Source organism: Curtobacterium flaccumfaciens UCD-AKU (genome assembly GCF_000349565.1).
In the GTDB taxonomy this organism is placed as follows: domain Bacteria; phylum Actinomycetota; class Actinomycetes; order Actinomycetales; family Microbacteriaceae; genus Curtobacterium; species Curtobacterium poinsettiae.
Genome location: NZ_KB714607.1, coordinates 46,814 through 63,488, shown reverse-complemented (window position 1 = coordinate 63,488; position 16,675 = coordinate 46,814). Strand labels below are relative to the sequence as shown.

General features: G+C 70.1%; 15 protein-coding genes. 13 read left to right on the top strand and 2 right to left on the bottom strand.

Translation table 11 applies throughout. The features are described from left to right. The first annotated feature begins 107 nt into the window (after nt 1-107). From dapA to dapF, 12 genes are all read left to right on the top strand, one after another. On the top strand, nt 108-1,085 hold the full coding sequence (gene dapA / locus H489_RS22505) for a 4-hydroxy-tetrahydrodipicolinate synthase (RefSeq protein WP_017885921.1): 978 nt from the start codon (nt 108-110) through the stop codon (nt 1,083-1,085). A gap of 49 nt (nt 1,086-1,134) precedes the next feature. Continuing rightward, complete coding sequence (locus H489_RS22500; protein WP_017885920.1) at nt 1,135-2,811, top strand: ribonuclease J; 1,677 nt, start codon at nt 1,135-1,137, stop codon at nt 2,809-2,811. A 96-nt stretch (nt 2,812-2,907) separates the two neighbouring features. After that, nucleotides 2,908-5,832, top strand: coding sequence for an FtsK/SpoIIIE family DNA translocase (locus H489_RS22495; protein ID WP_017885919.1), 2,925 nt, complete (start codon nt 2,908-2,910; stop codon nt 5,830-5,832). A 5-nt stretch (nt 5,833-5,837) separates the two neighbouring features. Beyond that, nucleotides 5,838-6,482, top strand: coding sequence for a CDP-diacylglycerol--glycerol-3-phosphate 3-phosphatidyltransferase (gene pgsA, locus H489_RS22490; RefSeq protein WP_031259193.1), 645 nt, complete (start codon nt 5,838-5,840; stop codon nt 6,480-6,482). Then, a complete protein-coding gene (locus tag H489_RS22485; RefSeq protein ID WP_017885917.1) occupies nt 6,479-7,006 on the top strand; it encodes a CinA family protein in 528 nt (175 codons plus the stop codon). Before pgsA ends, H489_RS22485 begins: the two co-directional genes overlap by 4 nt. A gap of 154 nt (nt 7,007-7,160) precedes the next feature. Continuing rightward, nucleotides 7,161-7,469 carry a helix-turn-helix domain-containing protein gene (locus tag H489_RS22480; RefSeq protein ID WP_027464765.1) on the top strand — a complete coding sequence of 103 codons (309 nt, stop codon included), beginning with the start codon at nt 7,161-7,163 and terminating at the stop codon, nt 7,467-7,469. Nucleotides 7,470-7,555: 86 nt separating this feature from the next. After that, the gene (locus H489_RS22475; protein WP_017885915.1) at nt 7,556-7,780 is read left to right on the top strand and encodes a DUF3046 domain-containing protein; all 225 of its coding nucleotides are present in this window, start codon (nt 7,556-7,558) and stop codon (nt 7,778-7,780) included. Nucleotides 7,781-8,052: 272 nt separating this feature from the next. Then, a complete protein-coding gene (gene recA, locus H489_RS22470; RefSeq protein WP_017885914.1) occupies nt 8,053-9,114 on the top strand; it encodes a recombinase RecA in 1,062 nt (353 codons plus the stop codon). Beyond that, nucleotides 9,111-10,025 (top strand): regulatory protein RecX, encoded by a 915-nt coding sequence (locus tag H489_RS36590; protein ID WP_017885913.1) that lies wholly within the window; start codon nt 9,111-9,113, stop codon nt 10,023-10,025. Before recA ends, H489_RS36590 begins: the two co-directional genes overlap by 4 nt. 26 nt (nt 10,026-10,051) lie before the next feature. Continuing rightward, nucleotides 10,052-11,548 carry a tRNA (N6-isopentenyl adenosine(37)-C2)-methylthiotransferase MiaB gene (gene miaB / locus H489_RS22465; RefSeq protein ID WP_017885912.1) on the top strand — a complete coding sequence of 499 codons (1,497 nt, stop codon included), beginning with the start codon at nt 10,052-10,054 and terminating at the stop codon, nt 11,546-11,548. Continuing rightward, a complete protein-coding gene (miaA, locus tag H489_RS22460; protein WP_017885911.1) occupies nt 11,535-12,524 on the top strand; it encodes a tRNA (adenosine(37)-N6)-dimethylallyltransferase MiaA in 990 nt (329 codons plus the stop codon). Before miaB ends, miaA begins: the two co-directional genes overlap by 14 nt. Next, complete coding sequence (dapF, locus tag H489_RS22455) at nt 12,521-13,411, top strand: diaminopimelate epimerase (protein WP_017885910.1); 891 nt, start codon at nt 12,521-12,523, stop codon at nt 13,409-13,411. The genes miaA and dapF overlap by 4 nt, the downstream gene beginning before the upstream one ends. A gap of 33 nt (nt 13,412-13,444) precedes the next feature. Here the strand turns inward: dapF and H489_RS22450 are convergent, their stop codons facing one another. Then, complete coding sequence (locus H489_RS22450) at nt 13,445-14,056, bottom strand: class I SAM-dependent methyltransferase (RefSeq protein WP_017885909.1); 612 nt, start codon at nt 14,054-14,056, stop codon at nt 13,445-13,447. Nucleotides 14,057-14,117: 61 nt separating this feature from the next. Here H489_RS22450 and hflX point away from each other — a divergent pair, with 61 nt between their 5' ends. Then, on the top strand, nt 14,118-15,659 hold the full coding sequence (hflX, locus tag H489_RS22445; protein ID WP_017885908.1) for a GTPase HflX: 1,542 nt from the start codon (nt 14,118-14,120) through the stop codon (nt 15,657-15,659). 209 nt (nt 15,660-15,868) lie between these two features. Here hflX and lexA read toward each other — a convergent pair whose 3' ends face one another. Beyond that, on the bottom strand, nt 15,869-16,513 hold the full coding sequence (gene lexA, locus H489_RS22440) for a transcriptional repressor LexA (protein WP_017885907.1): 645 nt from the start codon (nt 16,511-16,513) through the stop codon (nt 15,869-15,871). Between the last annotated feature and the right edge of the window lie 162 nt (nt 16,514-16,675).

The following is a 16,675-nucleotide window of genomic DNA, read 5'->3' as shown; positions in this document are numbered from 1 at the left end:
CGTGACCGGCGGGACGGACGTGATCCGGGCCTCCCGGCCGCGCCGCAGGCAGGCGACCGTCCACACGGACGGCGGCCTCCGCGCGCATCCCCGGTACGCTGTTGCCCGTGTCCCCGCGTGAGAATCCCTTCGGTCAGGTCCTCGTCGCCCTCGTGACCCCGTTCACGGCCGACGGTGAGGTCGACTGGCCCGGCGTCGAGCAGCACATCGACGACTGCATCACCGCCGGCGCCGACGGCATCGTCGTCACCGGCACGACCGGCGAGACGTCGACGCTCACCGACCCGGAGAAGCTCCGGCTGGTCGAGGTCGGCAAGTCCGTGGCCGCCGGCCGCGCGAAGATCATCACGGGTGGTGGCTCGAACGAGACCGCGCACGCCATCCACCTGTACAAGCAGAGCGAGAAGGCCGGCGCGGACGGCGTGATGATCGTCACGCCGTACTACAACAAGCCGACACAGTCGGGTGTCCTCACCCACTTCCGGATGATCGCGGACGCCACCGACCTGCCGGTGATCCTGTACGACATCCCGGGCCGCACCGGCATCCCGATCACCTACGACACGATCCTTCGCGCGTCGAAGCACCCGAACATCCTCGCCGTGAAGGACGCCAAGGGCGACTTCGCCGAGGTCTCGCGCGTGCTGAACAACACCGACCTCATGTACTTCTCCGGTGACGACACGAACGTGCTCCCGCACCTGTCGATCGGTGCCACCGGCCTGATCGGCGTGACGGCGAACATCACGAGCGCGCCGTACCGCACCATCGTCGACGCCGTGAACCGGGGCGACCTGGCCACCGCGACGGCCGAGCACAAGCGACTCGAGCCGCTCGTCCGCGCCGTGATGACGCACGTTCCCGGTACCGTGGCCGCCAAGTACATCCTGCACGGGCTCGGCCGCATCGGCAGCCCGCGCGTCCGACTGCCGCTCGTCGGCCCCGAGGACTCCGAGGCGTACGCCATCGAGACCTCACTCGAAGCCGTGCGCGACGTGCCCGGCGCCGACTTCTCGAACTTCCGCCCCGACCGCAACGCGGCGGCCGGCGGTGCACTACCGAAGGTGCCAGGCACCACCCGCTAGCGAACACCGCGGCGCGCAGCACGCACGTCGCCCGAATCCGTAGGACCGAATGCCCACACAAGTCTCCACACCGCAGCCGCTCGAGAACGGCACCCTCCGCGTGATCCCCATCGGGGGCCTCGGCGAGATCGGTCGCAACATGACCGTCTACGAGTACGAGGGCAAGCTGCTCATCGTCGACGCCGGCGTGCTGTTCCCCGAGGAGCACCAGCCCGGTGTCGACCTGATCCTGCCGGACTTCACGCCGATCCGTGACCGCCTCGACGACGTCCTCGGTGTCGTGCTCACGCACGGCCACGAAGACCACATCGGCGCGGTCCCGTACCTGCTGAAGCTCCGCGACGACATCCCGCTGATCGGCTCCACGCTGACCCTCGCGCTCGTCGAGGCGAAGCTCAAGGAACACCGGATCAAGCCGTACACGCTCGTCGTGGCCGAGGACCAGACCGAGCAGATCGGCCCGTTCCACCTCGAGTTCGTCGCCGTGAACCACTCCATCCCGGACGCCCTCGCCGTCGCGATCACGACCCCCGCCGGTCGTGTCCTGCACACGGGTGACTTCAAGATGGACCAGCTCCCGCTGGACGACCGGATCACCGACCTCCGCGCGTTCGCCCGTCTGGGCGAGGCCGGCGTCGACCTGTTCCTGCCGGACTCCACGAACGCCGACGTGCCGGGCTTCACCGCTCCGGAGCGCGACATCGGCCCGGTGCTCGAGAACATCATCATGCGCGCCCGCAAGAAGGTCGTCGTGGCGAGCTTCTCGTCACACGTGCACCGCGTGCAGCAGGTCCTCGACGCCGCCGCGGCCGCGAACCGCAAGGTCGCGTTCATGGGCCGCTCGATGATCCGCAACATGACGATCGCCGCCGACCTCGGGTACCTGCGGGTGCCGGAGAACGTGCTCATCGACACGAAGAAGGCGAAGAACGTCCCCGACGACCAGATCGTCTACATGTCGACCGGGTCGCAGGGTGAGCCGATGGCCGTCCTGGCCCGCATGGCGAACCTCGAGCACCAGATCGAGATCGGCGAGGGCGACACCGTCATCCTCGCGTCGTCGCTCATCCCGGGCAACGAGAACGCCGTGTACCGCGTGATCGACGGGCTGACCAAGCTCGGCGCGAAGGTCGTGCACAAGGGCAACGCCAAGGTGCACGTCTCCGGACACGCCTCGGCCGGCGAACTGCTCTACTGCTACAACATCCTGCGACCGCGCAACGTGCTCCCCGTCCACGGCGAGCACCGTCACCTGTACGCGAACGCCGACCTGGCGATCCAGACGGGCGTCCCGCCGCGCAACGTGATCCTCGGTCAGGACGGCATCGTCGTCGACCTGAAGGACGGCGTCGCAACGGTCGCCGGCCAGCTCGACATCGGCTACGTCTACGTCGACGGCTCCACCGTCGGCGAGATCACCGACGCCGACCTGAAGGACCGCCGTGTCCTGGCCGAAGAGGGCTTCATCTCGGTCTTCTGCGCGGTGGACTTCACCACCGGGCAGTGCGTGATCGGCCCGGAGATCCAGTCGCGCGGCTTCGCCGAGGACGACTCCGTCTTCGACGACGTGCGTCCGCAGATCGCCAAGGCGATCTCCGAGGCCGCAGCCAACGGCACGCGCGACTCGCACGCCTTCGCGCAGGTCGTCCGTCGCACGGTCGGTCGTTGGGTGAACACGAAGCACCGTCGTCGTCCGATGATCGTCCCGGTGGTCATCGAGGCGTAGCCTCCGTCCCCGCCCTGGAGGCCCGTCCAGCGTCCGTCACGGACGCTGCGGCGGGCCTTCCTGCGTTTGTCCTGGGCGGGCGTTAGGGTTCTGCCCATGGCCGGAGGCACCAAGTCGACCACGCGCTCGCGCGCGTCCACGTCGTCCCGTGGCAACGGGACGCGCGGTTCGTCGCGCACCCAGGCCACGACGAAGAAGCTGCCGCAGGCCGCACCCACGCCGGTGTTCCGCGAGCAGAACCCGCTCGTGACCTTCTGGCTCGCGATGGCGCACGGCGTCGGCGCGATGTTCCGGCTGCTCGGCAAGGAGACCCTCGAGAAGGACCAGCGGCGCGACGGGTTCCCGTTCCTGCTGTTCCTGCTGGCCATCGCCGGCGGGGTCGTCGAGTGGCTCAACCCGACCAACAGCGTCTCCGTCGCACTCGACGCGTACACGTTCGGCGGGCTGTTCGGCCGCCTGGCATTCGCCCTGCCGGTCATCATGATCGTGTTCGCCGGGTGGCTGTTCCGGCACCCGGCCTCGGTGCACGACAACACCCGGATCGGCATCGGTCTGGGCATCCTGATCGTCTCCATCGCCTCGCTCTGCCACGTCTTCGGCGGCCGACCGAGCGCGGCCGACGGCATGCCCGCGCTCGCTGCCGCCGGTGGGGTGCTCGGCTGGGTGGTCATCGGCTGGCTCGTCACGATCGCGACCGCGTGGGTGGCCGTGCCCGTGGCGATCGTGCTGCTCGTGCTCTCGCTCTTCATCATCACCAAGACGCCGCCGAACAAGCTCGGTCGCCGGCTGCACGAGCTCTACGCCTACCTGTTCGGTGCCCCGGCGCCCGCTGCCGAGCCGGACGCGGACGCCGCCGCCGCGGCGGAGCCCGCCGCCCGCACCCGCACCTCGAAGCGCGGCAAGAAGGGCGACGCCGACTTCCAGCTGTTCGACGACCTCGGGTTCGGTGACGAGCAGGCCGCTGCCGACGCCGAAGCCGGCGGCGACAACGTGCCGTGGTGGCGCCGCAACAAGTCCGGACGCGAAGAGGACCCGGCGTACGACAGCCCGGTGCTCCCGCCGGCCACCGGTGTCGCGCCCGCTGCCGCGCCCGTCGCGCCCGCTGCTCCCGTCGCCCCCGTTCCGAGCCCGAACGCCGGTGCCGCCGCAGGGCTCGTCGACCTCACGCCGGCCGAGCCCGCGTCGGTCAACCTCAACGACTCCGTCGAGCAGGACCTGCAGGACGCCGAGCAGGCCCTGCGCGCGTTCGGCACCGACGTCCCCGCGCGCCCGCAGCCGACCGCCGACATCCGTGCCGCGGTGCCCGAGGTGCTGTCCGAGCCCGAGGTCGTCGACGAGCCCGAGGACATCGACGCCGCCGCCGAGCTGAGCGCGGCCGCCGCCGGGCCCGACGACGACCCGTCGAAGCCGTACCGACTGCCGGCCGCCACCACCCTGAGCTCCGGCACGCCCTCGGTCGCGCGCAGCCAGGCGAACGACGACATCGTCGCCGCCATCACCGGCGTGCTCACCGAGTTCAAGGTCGACGCGAAGGTCACCGGGTTCTCCCGCGGGCCGACGGTCACCCGGTACGAGATCGAGCTCGGCCCGGGCGTCAAGGTCGAGCGCGTCACGGCCCTGTCGAAGAACCTGTCGTACGCGGTCGCCTCGAACGAGGTCCGCATCCTGTCGCCGATCCCGGGCAAGAGCGCGATCGGCGTCGAGATCCCGAACACCGACCGCGAGATCGTCTCGCTCGGCGACGTGCTGCGCTCGAACGCCGCGCGCAAGTCGAAGCACCCGATGACGATCGGCGTCGGCAAGGACGTCGAGGGCGGCTTCGTCGTCGCGAACCTGGCGAAGATGCCGCACCTGCTCGTCGCCGGCTCCACCGGTTCCGGCAAGTCGGTGTTCATCAACTCGATGATCACGTCGCTGCTGATGCGCGCGAAGCCGTCCGAGGTCCGCATGGTCCTGGTCGACCCGAAGCGCGTCGAGCTCTCGATCTACGCCGGCGTCCCGCACCTCATCACCCCCATCATCACGAACCCCAAGAAGGCGGCCGAAGCGCTGCAGTGGGTCGTGAAGGAGATGGACATGCGGTACGACGACCTGGCGTCGTTCGGGTTCCGCCACGTCGACGACTTCAACAAGGCGATCGAGAACAACGAGATCGTCCTGCCGGCGGGCAGCGAGCGGAAGCTCAAGCCGTACCCGTACCTGCTGGTGGTCGTCGACGAGCTCGCCGACCTGATGCTCGTGGCACCGCGTGACGTCGAGGAATCGATCGTCCGCATCACCCAGCTCGCCCGCGCCGCCGGCATCCACCTGGTGCTCGCGACGCAGCGGCCCTCGGTCGACGTCATCACCGGCCTGATCAAGGCGAACGTGCCGTCGCGCATCGCCTTCGCGGTGACGAGCGTCACGGACTCCCGCGTCATCCTCGACCAGCCCGGCGCCGACAAGCTGATCGGTCAGGGCGACGCGCTCTTCCTGCCGATGGGTTCGTCGAAGTCGCTCCGCGTGCAGGGCGCCTGGGTGCAGGAGGGCGAGGTCGCCGAGGTCGTCCAGCACGTCACGCGGCAGGCCCAGCCCGAGTACCGCCAGGACGTCCAGGCCGTGGTCGAGCGCAAGGAGATCGACGCCGACATCGGCGACGACCTCGAACTGCTGCTCGCGGCCGTCGAACAGGTCGTGTCGACCCAGTTCGGTTCGACGTCGATGCTGCAGCGCAAGCTCCGCGTCGGCTTCGCCAAGGCCGGTCGCCTGATGGACCTGATGGAGTCGCGCGACATCGTCGGACCGTCCGAGGGCTCGAAGGCCCGCGACGTCCTGGTGACCGCCGACCAGTTGCCCGCGGTGCTCGCGAAGCTCCGCGGCGAGGAGCCGCCCGCCGCGGCCGCTCCGGCAGCGCCGGCACCGACGCCGTCCGGCGACGGTGACCGGTACGGTGCCGACCCCGTCGGGGACATGACCCGCGGGTACGATGAAGTCCACGACGAGCCCGATGAGGACGCGTGGGGACTGACGGGCAGGGAGTGACGGCGATGACCGCCTCGGACAGCACGAACACCACGCACGGCGCACGGTTCCCGTGGCGCGGGCGGCTCTTGCGCAAGGGCCCCGGCCCGGCGTCGACCGCGAACGTCGCGAACATCATCACGGTGGTGCGCATCCTGATGGCGCCGCTGTTCTTCGTCCTGCTGCTCACCGACGCCGGGAACGACGGGCCCCTGCGCATCTGGGCCGCGGTCGTCTTCGTCGTGGCGATCGTCACGGACAGCGCCGACGGCATCATCGCCCGTCGGCAGAACCTGGTCACGGACTTCGGCAAGCTCGTCGACCCGATCGCCGACAAGGTGCTCATCGGGGGTGCGCTCGTCGCGCTGTCCATCCTGCAGGAACTGCCCTGGTACGTGACCGTGCTGATCTTGGTGCGGGAGATCGGCATCACGGTCTTCCGGTTCGCAGTGCTCTCCGACCGGGTGATCCCGGCCAGCCGCGGAGGCAAGATCAAGACCGTGCTGCAGGCCGTCGCACTGACGGCCGCGCTGTTCCCGTGGTGGAACCTGGTCGGTGACTGGGCGCACTGGGTCAACGGCATCCTCATGACCGCCGCGTTCCTGGCAACGGTCCTGAGCGGGATCGACTACCTCTGGCAGGCATGGAAGCACAACCGCACCACCGCATGACCGGGCCCGACCGTTCGACCGAGGCCGCGCCCGTCGAGCCGGTCGCACCGGGTCTCATCGCCGAACTGACGGCGCGGGGCGAGACCCTCGCCGTGGCGGAGTCGCTGACCGGCGGACTCGTCGTCGCGACCCTCGTCGACGTGCCCGGGGCGAGCGCCGTCGTCCGCGGTGGCGTCGTGGCGTACGCGACGCCCGTGAAGCACTCCGTGCTCGGGGTCTCGGCGGACCTGCTCGAGGCCGAGGGTGCCGTGCACCCGGAGGTCGCCCGGCAGATGGCCGCCGGTGTCCGGATCGCGCTGTCCGTCGACGGGGAGCCCGCAACGTGGGGGATCAGCACGACGGGTGTCGCCGGCCCGGACCCGCAGGACGGCAAGCCCGTCGGCACCGTGTACGTGGGGATCGCCTCCGCCGCGGGCGCCGAGGCCTTCGAGCTGCACCTCGACGGTGACCGGGGAGCAATCCGTCACGCCACCGTCTCCGAACTCCTTGCACGGATGTCGTCCGAGATCCGGGGCCGGGAATAGGTCCCGTTTCCACTGGGTTACATCTCACGAAATCTCCAGCAGTACGGCAGCCAGCCTGGCTAACATGCTGCAACCGGCAACGCTATTGTTGCTGAACCCGAACTCGTTCCACCGGACCGAGCGGGCGCGGAGACGACAGAGAGGAGGAGTTCTCATGGTTCTCGTTCGTCAGGAAATCGGCGATGTGCTCCGGGACTTCCGCTTGCAGAAGGGCCGGACCCTCCGTCAGGTCGCGTCCAAGGCCAGTGTCGCGCTCGGGTACCTCAGTGAGGTCGAGCGTGGGCAGAAGGAAGCCAGCTCGGAGATCCTCGCGTCCGTCGCGGATGCTCTGGACACGCCCATCTCGACCATCATGCGCGAAGTGGGCGACCGCCTCGCGATCGTCGAGGGGCTGACCCCCGTCCCCGACACGCTCCCGGACGACCTCGTCGCCGAGTTCGACAACGACCTCGCGGTGCGCTGACCGCACTGCACCGAACGCCCTCGCCGGTCCTTCCCGGCGGGGGCGTTCTGCGTTCCGGCCCGCGACGACGCGCTTAGGCTGGTCGGATGCGCGTGAGTGAGTTCTGGCGAGCCGTCGACCAGGTGTTCGGCGAGGCCTACGGGTCCGTGGTCACCCGTGACGTCGTGCTCGAGGGGCTGGGCGGTCGATCGGCCGTGGACGCCCTTGCCGCCGGCATCGACGCCCGCCGGGTGTGGGATGCCCTGTGCGACTCGCAGGACGTCCCGATGGACCGTCGGCACGGCAAGGGCCTGGCCGAACCCCAGGACTGAGCGCGGTCCTGCGGGTCCGGCACCCGAAACTGTGTTCGGCGTGTTGCTCGAACGCGTGTTCGATCGGTGGTAACTTCCTCCACAGCGGCGTCGCCCGGATGCTCCATCCACAGATCGCGTGACCGTCGGCAGTGATGTCGGTGGCTCGCCATAGGTTGATGGACATCGGGAACAGCCCGAAGCCTTGTCGCAGAACCATCGGCCTTGCACCATCGGCCGGCGTGGACGCGACAGCCTACAGGCGGCCGAACACGAGCACGAAGGAGCACCCCATGCCATCACCGGCAGACCGCGAAAAGGCCCTCGAGACCGCACTCGCACAGATCGACAGGCAGTTCGGCAAGGGTGCGATCATGCGCCTCGGTTCGGACGAACGCGCCCCCGTCAACGTCATCCAGACCGGGTCGGTGGCGCTGGACGTCGCGCTCGGCATCGGTGGCCTGCCCCGTGGCCGCATCGTCGAGATCTACGGCCCGGAGTCGTCGGGTAAGACGACCCTCACCATCCATGCCATCGCCAACGCCCAGCGCGCCGGTGGCATCGCGGCCTTCATCGACGCCGAGCACGCGCTCGACCCCGAGTACGCCAAGAAGCTCGGTGTCGACATCGACGCCCTGCTTGTGTCGCAGCCCGACACCGCCGAGCAGGCGCTCGAGATCGCGGACATGCTGGTCCGCTCCGGCTCCATCGACCTCATCGTCATCGACTCCGTCGCGGCCCTCGTGCCCCGTGCCGAGATCGAGGGCGAGATGGGTGACTCGCACGTCGGTCTGCAGGCCCGCCTCATGTCGCAGGCACTGCGGAAGCTCGCCGGTGGCCTGAACCAGACGCAGACCACGATGATCTTCATCAACCAGCTGCGCGAGAAGATCGGCGTGTTCTTCGGTTCGCCGGAGACCACCTCGGGCGGTAAGGCGCTGAAGTTCTACGCGTCCGTCCGCCTCGACATCCGTCGCATCGAGACACTCAAGAGCGGTACCGACGCGGTGGGCAACCGAACGCGCGTCAAGGTCGTCAAGAACAAGATGGCGCCGCCCTTCAAGCAGGCCGAGTTCGACATCCTGTACGGCGTCGGCATCTCGCGCGAAGGCTCGCTGCTCGACTTCGGTGTCGACCACGGCATCGTCAAGAAGTCGGGCGCCTGGTACACGTACGACGGCGACCAGCTCGGGCAGGGCAAGGAGAACTCGCGTTCCTTCCTGATCCAGAACCCCGAGATCGCTGCCGACATCGAAGGCAAGATCCTCGCCAAGCTCGGCGTCGGCGGTTCCAAGGCCGAGGATGCCCCGGTCGAGTCGATCGCGCCGAAGCTCGCGGAGCGCAAGGGCGCGTGAGCACCGACCACGACGACGACGGCCTCGCACCGGTCACCGACCTGTTCGGTGCGAGGTCGCGTCGTCGCGCTCCCGTCACACCGGTGACGCCCGCGATCCCCGCACCGCCGGTGTCACCGGACGAACCACGGGACGTCGACGGGTGGGCAGTGCCCGAGTCCGGCGACGCTCGGCCGGACGAGATCCCGGCACCCTTCGACGCCGATTCGCCGGTGCCCCTGCGCGGTGCCCGGGGTCCGGCAGCATGGGTGTCGCCCGTGATCGGTGACGGCAGCGGGCGCTCGACCCGTGCCGAGCAGGACGGCTACGACTCCGAGACCGCCGACGCCACCACCGCGTCGGTGTTCTCCATCGCCGGCGGCGAGGAGATCGACCCGGCCGACGCACCCCGTCCGCTCGACGAACAGCGCGCGGACGCCGAACGGCTCAGCCTCCGTGCCCTCGGTCGCAAGGGCGTGAGCGAGTCCGAGATGCGGACCCTGCTGCTGCAGCAGGACCTCGACACCGACGTGGTCGAGCACGAGATCGAACGGTTGACCCGTGTCGGGCTCCTGGACGACGTCGCCCTCGCCACCGACCTGGTCGACCGGCTGCACGCGCGCAAGGGCCTCGGCCGCCAGGGGGTCGTCACCGAACTCCGACGCCGGGGGATCGACCAGGTGGCGATCGACACCGCACTCGACGAAGCCGCCGACGACGAGGACGACGAGTTCCTCCGCGCGCAGGAACTCGCCGACAAGCGAGCGCCGCAGATGCGCGGCCTCGACCGGGCCACCGCGGAACGTCGGCTGTCCGGCTTCCTGATGCGCAAGGGCTACAGCTCCGGCGTCGTCCGGATCGCTGTCGCACGCGCACTCGACGGCGGCGGCAGACGGCCGCCTTCCGGCCGCGGGACCGTGCGGTTCGAGTAGCCGCTCCGACCTACACTGGGACGACCATGGACACCGTCGCAGCGCGCCCCCGCACCTACGAAGTCCGCACCTACGGGTGCCAGATGAACGTGCACGACTCCGAGCGGTTGAGCGGGTCGTTGCAGGCCGCGGGCTACACCGCGGCGGACGGCGAACAGGCCGACGTCGTCGTCATCAACACCTGTGCGGTGCGCGAGAACGCGGACAACCGGCTGTACGGCAACCTCGGACAACTCGCGGGCATCAAGCGCGATCACCCCGGCATGCAGATCGCCGTCGGCGGGTGCCTGGCGCAGAAGGACAAGAACGTCATCCTCGAGAAGGCGCCGTGGGTCGACGTGGTCTTCGGCACGCACAACATGGGATCGCTGCCGACCCTGCTCGAGCGGGCGCGGCACAACGACGAGGCGCAGATCGAGATCCTCGAGGCACTCGACGTCTTCCCGTCGACGCTGCCCACCAAGCGCGACTCGACGCACAGCGGCTGGGTCTCGATCTCGGTCGGTTGCAACAACACCTGCACGTTCTGCATCGTCCCCTCGCTGCGTGGCAAGGAGAAGGACCGCCGCCCCGGTGACGTCCTGGCCGAGATCCAGGCGCTCGTCGACGACGGTGCGATCGAGGTCACCCTGCTCGGGCAGAACGTGAACTCCTACGGCGTCGAGTTCGGCGACCGGCAGGCGTTCGGCAAGCTGCTGCGGGCTACCGGTGGCATCCAGGGGCTGGAGCGCGTGCGTTTCACCAGCCCGCACCCGGCAGCGTTCACCGACGACGTCATCGACGCGATGGCCGAGACCCCGAACGTGATGCCCCAGCTGCACATGCCGCTGCAGTCGGGCTCCGACCGGGTGCTCAAGGCCATGCGCCGGAGCTACCGCAGCGAGCGGTTCCTCGGCATCCTCGACCGCGTCCGCGCGAAGATCCCGCACGCGGCGATCTCCACCGACATCATCGTCGGCTTCCCCGGCGAGACCGACGCCGACTTCGAGGACACCCTGCGCGTCGTCGAGCAGGCACGGTTCGCCTCGGCGTTCACGTTCCAGTACTCGATCCGCCCCGGCACGCCCGCGGCGACGATGGACGACCAGCTGCCGAAGCACATCGTGCAGGAGCGGTACGAGCGACTCGTCGCCCTGCAGGAACGCATCACGGCGGAAGAGAACGCACAGCAGGTCGGCCGGAGCGTCGAGGTGCTCGTCGCCTCGGGTGAAGGCCGCAAGGACGACGCCACCCGCCGGCTCTCCGGTCGTGCGGAGGACTCCCGGCTCGTGCACTTCACGGTGCCCGCCGGGTCCGATGTCCCGCGCCCCGGCGACGTCGTCACCGTCGACATCACCCGGGCGGCACCGCACTTCCTGCTCGCCGACGACGACGCCCCGCTGCGCATCCGACGAACCCGGGCCGGAGATGCCTGGGACCGCGCGCAGGCCGAGAGCTGCGGCGTGCCCACCCCGGCCGGCGCCGCAGCCGACGGCCCACGTCCGGTCTCGCTCGGGCTGCCCACGCTCCGTGTCGGACGCTGAGCCCACCGCTGGCGTGCCGTCGAGCGGCTCGACGCTCGGGTCCGGTACCGGCGTCGAGGCCGACCTGATCGCGGTCGTCGGAGCCACGGGCACGGGGAAGTCCGACCTCGGCATCGCGATCGCCGAGCGCCTGCGTGCCACCGGTCGCAACGCGGAGATCATCAACGCGGACGCCATGCAGCTGTACCGCGGCATGGACATCGGCACCGCGAAGCTCCCGCTGGCCGAGCGGCACGGCATCCCGCACCACCAGCTCGACGTGCTCGACGTCACCGATGAGGCGAGCGTCGCCGCGTACCAGGTGGCTGCACGCACCGACGTCGACCGGATCCAGGCCGACGGTGGGGTGGCCGTCCTGGTCGGGGGCAGCGGGCTCTACGTCTCCGCGGTGCTGTTCGACCTGGCGTTCCCCGGCACCGACCCCGAGCTCCGTGCGCAGCTGGAGCGCGAGCACGACGCGCTCGGCCCGGGCATCCTGCTCGAACGGCTCCGCGCCCTCGACGCGGCGGCCGCCGCGACGATCGACGCACGCAACCCACGGCGGTTGATCCGTGCACTCGAGATCGCGAGCCGATCCGAGGTCGTGACCCCGAGCCTCCCGGCCGCGCCCCGCGCCTGGCGACCGTCCCGCATCCTGCACCTGCGACGCGACCGGGAGCAGCTCGTGTCGGCGCTGCACGAGCGCGCGGCGCGGATGTTCGACGCCGGACTCGTCGACGAGGTCGCGGCGCTCCGCGGGCTGGGACTCGAGCAGGGCCGGACCGCGCGCGGCGCCATCGGGTACTCGCAGGCGCTCGAGGTGCTCGCCGGTACGTCGACCCGCGAGCAGGCCGTCGAGGCGACGGGCATCGCGACCCGCAAGTACGCCCGCCGGCAGGTGTCGTGGTTCCGCCGGTACGCCGACGCCGAGACGCTCGACGTCACCGGGGCCGACCGCGGTGACCTGACGGAACTGGCCCGTAGGATCGTGCCGTGACCGAGTTGCACTTCACCAAGGGCCAGGGGACCGGCAACGACTTCGTCCTGTTCGCCGACCCCGACGCCACCGTCGACCTGACCCCCGAGCGGATCCGTGCCATCGCGGACCGACGCTTCGGCGTGGGCGGGGACGGCGTGATCCGCGCGGTGCGGTCCGAAGCGATCCCCGAGGGCCGCGCGCTCGTCGCCGTCGAACCCGAGGCGACGTGGTTCATGGATTACCACAACGCCGACGGCACGGTCGCCGAGATGTGCGGCAACGGCATCCGCGTGTTCGCCCGGTACCTGACCGAGTCCGGCCTGGTCGAACTGGCGCCCGGCGAGACGCTGACGGTCGGCAGCCGCAAGGGGCTGGTCGACATCCAGCGCACCACGAACGGGTTCGCGGCCGACCTCGGCCGCTGGGGCCTGGGCATCGAGGGCGGCGGATCCGACGACGTGCTCGTCCGGGCGAAGAACCTCGATGGGGCGCGCCCCGGCATCGGCATCGACGTGGGCAACCCGCACGTGGTCGTCGCCGTCGAGACCGAGGACGAACTGGCCGACCTCGACCTGACGTTCCTGCCGGTGCTCGAACCGGCGCCCGAGCACGGTGCGAACGTCGAGTTCGTGCTGCCCGGCGACCCGCTCATCAAGGACGGCGTCGGCGAGATCACGATGCGGGTGCACGAGCGGGGGAGCGGTGAGACCCTGTCGTGCGGCACCGGTGCCGTGGCGGCTGCCCTCGCCACGCGCTACTGGGTCGGTGCGGGGGCGCCGGACTCCTGGCGCGTGCGGGTACCGGGCGGGCTGCTCACGGTGCGGATGACGGCGACCGAGGACGGCGAGCACGTGTCGCTGTCCGGGCCCGCCGAGCTCGTGTTCTCCGGCGACCTGACGGTCTGACGCGCTGCGCGGCGCGGGCGCGTCGCGCGCGCCCTACGCGCTGTGCTGCACCCGGAGGACGCGGAAGCCCTTGGCCGTCGACTCGCGCGTGACTGCGAAGCCCGGACCGAGGGCGCCGACGAGCCACTTCTGCAGGGAGTCACCCCCGAGGTCCTTCGACACGACGAGCCAGGCATCGCCCCCGACCTCGAGCCGGGGCAGCCACGTCAGCAGGATCTGGTGCAGCTCGTCCTTGCCGACCCGGATCGGCGGGTTCGACCAGATCGTCCGGAACCGCAGGTCTGCCGGCACGTCGTCGGGCAGCGCGATCGTGACGTTCGCAGCTCCGGCCGTCGCTGCGTTGGCCCGGGCGAGTCCCAGCACCCGCTCGTTGACGTCGACGCCCCAGACGTGGGCGTCGGGGGACTGCAGCGCCATGGTGATCGCGATCGGCCCCCAGCCGCAGCCGATGTCGAGCAGCGCTCCGTCAGCAGCGGGTGCCGGCACCGAACCGAGCAGGACCTTCGTGCCGCGGTCGACGCCGTCGGGACTGAAGACCCCCGCCGCGGTCGACAGGGTGAGGGGCTGACCGGCGAGCGTGACGTCCACCTGGCGGGGCCGGACGTCGCTCTCGGGGTTGGCCGAGAAGTAGTGGTCGTTCGCCATGGATGAACCGTACCGGCAACCGAGTGTGTCGACGGGCCTGCGGAGGTAGCCTGTGCACAGGATGACGGATACCCATCAGCAGAACCACCAGACCAACGACGACAGCGCAGACGGTGTCGTCGAGAGGGTGTTGCGCAACGCAGACCACCGCGCAGCATCGTCCATCTTCGCGCCCGCCCAGGCGATCCAGACGCGGTCGACCGACGATCGCAGCTGGACGGGCGACGGCGACCAGTACGACCGTGAGGACCGTGCGGCGCTGCGCCGTGTCGCCGGCCTCTCCACCGAGCTCGAGGACGTCACCGAGGTCGAGTACCGCCAGCTGCGGCTCGAGCAGGTCGTCCTGATCGGCGTGTACCCCCAGGGCGACGCGCAGGACGCCGAGAACTCCCTCCGCGAGCTCGCGGCACTCGCCGAGACCGCGGGTGCCGTGGTGCTCGACGGGCTCCTCCAGCGCCGGCCGAACCCGGACCCGGCCACCTACCTGGGCAAGGGCAAAGCCCAGGAGCTCGCGATGGTCGTCAAGGCCACCGGCGCCGACACCGTCATCGCCGACACCGAACTGGCACCCTCGCAGCGTCGTGCGCTCGAGGACGTCGTGAAGGTGAAGGTCATCGACCGCACGGCCGTGATCCTCGACATCTTCAGCCAGCACGCGAAGACCCGCGAGGGGAAGGCGCAGGTCGAACTCGCCCAGCTGCAGTACCTGCTGCCTCGACTGCGCGGTTGGGGTGACTCGATGTCCCGGCAGGCCGGTGGCCAGGTTTCCGGAGGCGCTGGCATGGGCTCTCGTGGCCCCGGTGAGACGAAGATGGAGCTCGACCGCCGCAAGATCCACACGCGGATGGCGAAGCTCCGTCGGCAGATCGCCGGGTTCACCCCGGCCCGTGAGGCCAAGCGTGCTGAGCGCAACCGCAACGAGGTGCCGAGCGTCGCGATCGCGGGCTACACCAACGCCGGCAAGTCGTCACTGCTCAACCGACTGACGAGCGCGGGTGTGCTCGTGCAGAACCAGCTGTTCGCGACGCTGGACGCGACGGTCCGCCGGACCGAGAGCACCAAGGGCCGCGAGTACACGTTCGCCGACACCGTCGGCTTCGTGCGCAACCTGCCGCACCAGCTGGTCGAGGCCTTCCGCTCCACCCTCGAAGAGGTCGGCGACGCCGACGTCATCGTGCACGTGGTCGACGGCTCGCACCCCGACCCCGGGGCGCAGCTGTCCACCGTGCGCGAGGTCATCGGTGACGTCGGTGCGGGCGACATCCCGGAGGTCGTCGTGTTCAACAAGGCCGACCTGATCGACGACGCGCAGCGCCTCGTGCTCATCGGGCTCGTGCCGGACGCGGTGTTCGTTTCGGCGCGCACCGGTGAGGGCATCCCGGAGCTCCTCAGCGTCATCGAGGACCGCCTGCCCGAGCCCGACGTGGACCTGACGATCGTGGTGCCGTACGACCGCGGTGACCTGGTGTCGTCGCTGCACGACACCGGCTCGGTCGAGTCCGTCGACTACGTCGAGGACGGCACGCGCCTGCGGGTGCGCGTCTTCCAACGGCAGGTCACCGACCTCGAGCCCTACGTGGTCACGCCCGTCCCGACCGTCTGACCCTCGGCTCCGACTGGCGCTGGCAACTGGCTGGCGCTGGTGAGCGCTGCCGCGCGGCCTGGAGGCCCGTCACAGGTCCGTCAGACGCCGTCGTGTCACCGAGACACCCCGGAACACACGAAACGCCGCCGAATCCGGCGGCGTTTCGTCGTGCAGGGGGCGTCGTACGGTGACGACGGCGTCCCGCGCCGGTGCGGCGCGAGCAGTGGTCAGAGGGAGCGGAGGACCGCGACGACCTTGCCGAGCACCGAGGCCGCGTCGCCGAGGATCGGCTCGAAGGCGGAGTTCCGAGGCAGCAGCCACGTGTGGCCGTCGCGCTGGCGGAAGACCTTGACGGTCGCCTCTTCGTCGAGCATGGCCGCGACGATGTCCCCGTTTTCGGCGGTCTGCTGCGACCGGACGACGACCCAGTCGCCGTCGCAGATCGCGGCGTCGATCATCGACTCGCCGACGACCTTGAGCATGAAGAGCTCGCCGGTGCCGACGAGCTGACGGGGGAGCGGGATGATCTCGTCGACGTGCTGCTCGGCGGTGATCGGGACACCGGCGGCGATCCGGCCGACGAGCGGCACGAGCGTCGTGGCGTCGATGTCCGGGCCGCCGACGTCGGAGGTCGGCTCGTCAACCAGGACCTCGAGCGCACGCGGGCGGTTCGGGTCGCGGCGGATCCAGCCACCGAGCTCGAGCTGGCCGAGCTGGTGGGAGACGCTGGAGAGCGAGGAGAGCCCGGCGGCGTCGCCGATCTCGCGCATGCTCGGCGGGTAGCCCCGCGAGGCGATCGATGCACGGATCGCGTCGAAGATCGCCTGCTGCTTCGGCGTCAGCGGCTTCTGGCCCCGCAGTTCGTCCACCACGTCGTCTCGCTTTCGTCGGTGCCGGTCCGGCCGCGGCGGGAATGTCGGTGGTCCCCGTCAGGCTTGTCCCAGTCGATCGAAACAGTATCCGACCAGCCAGGGCCGGACAAACACCTGTTCGAGCGTGTCGCAAGAAAACCCCGCAGAAATCCTCTCCCAGGA

Bases quoted from the DNA above. Each gene is read 5' to 3' on its own strand.
- H489_RS22500 (WP_017885920.1), top strand. From the start codon at position 1,135: ATGCCCACACAAGTCTCCACACCGCAGCCGCTCGAGAACGGCACCCTC.
- miaB (WP_017885912.1), top strand. From the start codon at position 10,052: ATGGACACCGTCGCAGCGCGCCCCCGCACCTACGAAGTCCGCACCTAC.
- H489_RS22495 (WP_017885919.1), top strand. From the start codon at position 2,908: ATGGCCGGAGGCACCAAGTCGACCACGCGCTCGCGCGCGTCCACGTCG.
- H489_RS22480 (WP_027464765.1), top strand. From the start codon at position 7,161: ATGGTTCTCGTTCGTCAGGAAATCGGCGATGTGCTCCGGGACTTCCGC.
- recA (WP_017885914.1), top strand. From the start codon at position 8,053: ATGCCATCACCGGCAGACCGCGAAAAGGCCCTCGAGACCGCACTCGCA.
- hflX (WP_017885908.1), top strand. From the start codon at position 14,118: ATGACGGATACCCATCAGCAGAACCACCAGACCAACGACGACAGCGCA.
- pgsA (WP_031259193.1), top strand. From the start codon at position 5,838: ATGACCGCCTCGGACAGCACGAACACCACGCACGGCGCACGGTTCCCG.
- H489_RS22450 (WP_017885909.1), bottom strand. From the start codon at position 14,056: ATGGCGAACGACCACTACTTCTCGGCCAACCCCGAGAGCGACGTCCGG.
- H489_RS22485 (WP_017885917.1), top strand. From the start codon at position 6,479: ATGACCGGGCCCGACCGTTCGACCGAGGCCGCGCCCGTCGAGCCGGTC.
- H489_RS22475 (WP_017885915.1), top strand. From the start codon at position 7,556: ATGCGCGTGAGTGAGTTCTGGCGAGCCGTCGACCAGGTGTTCGGCGAG.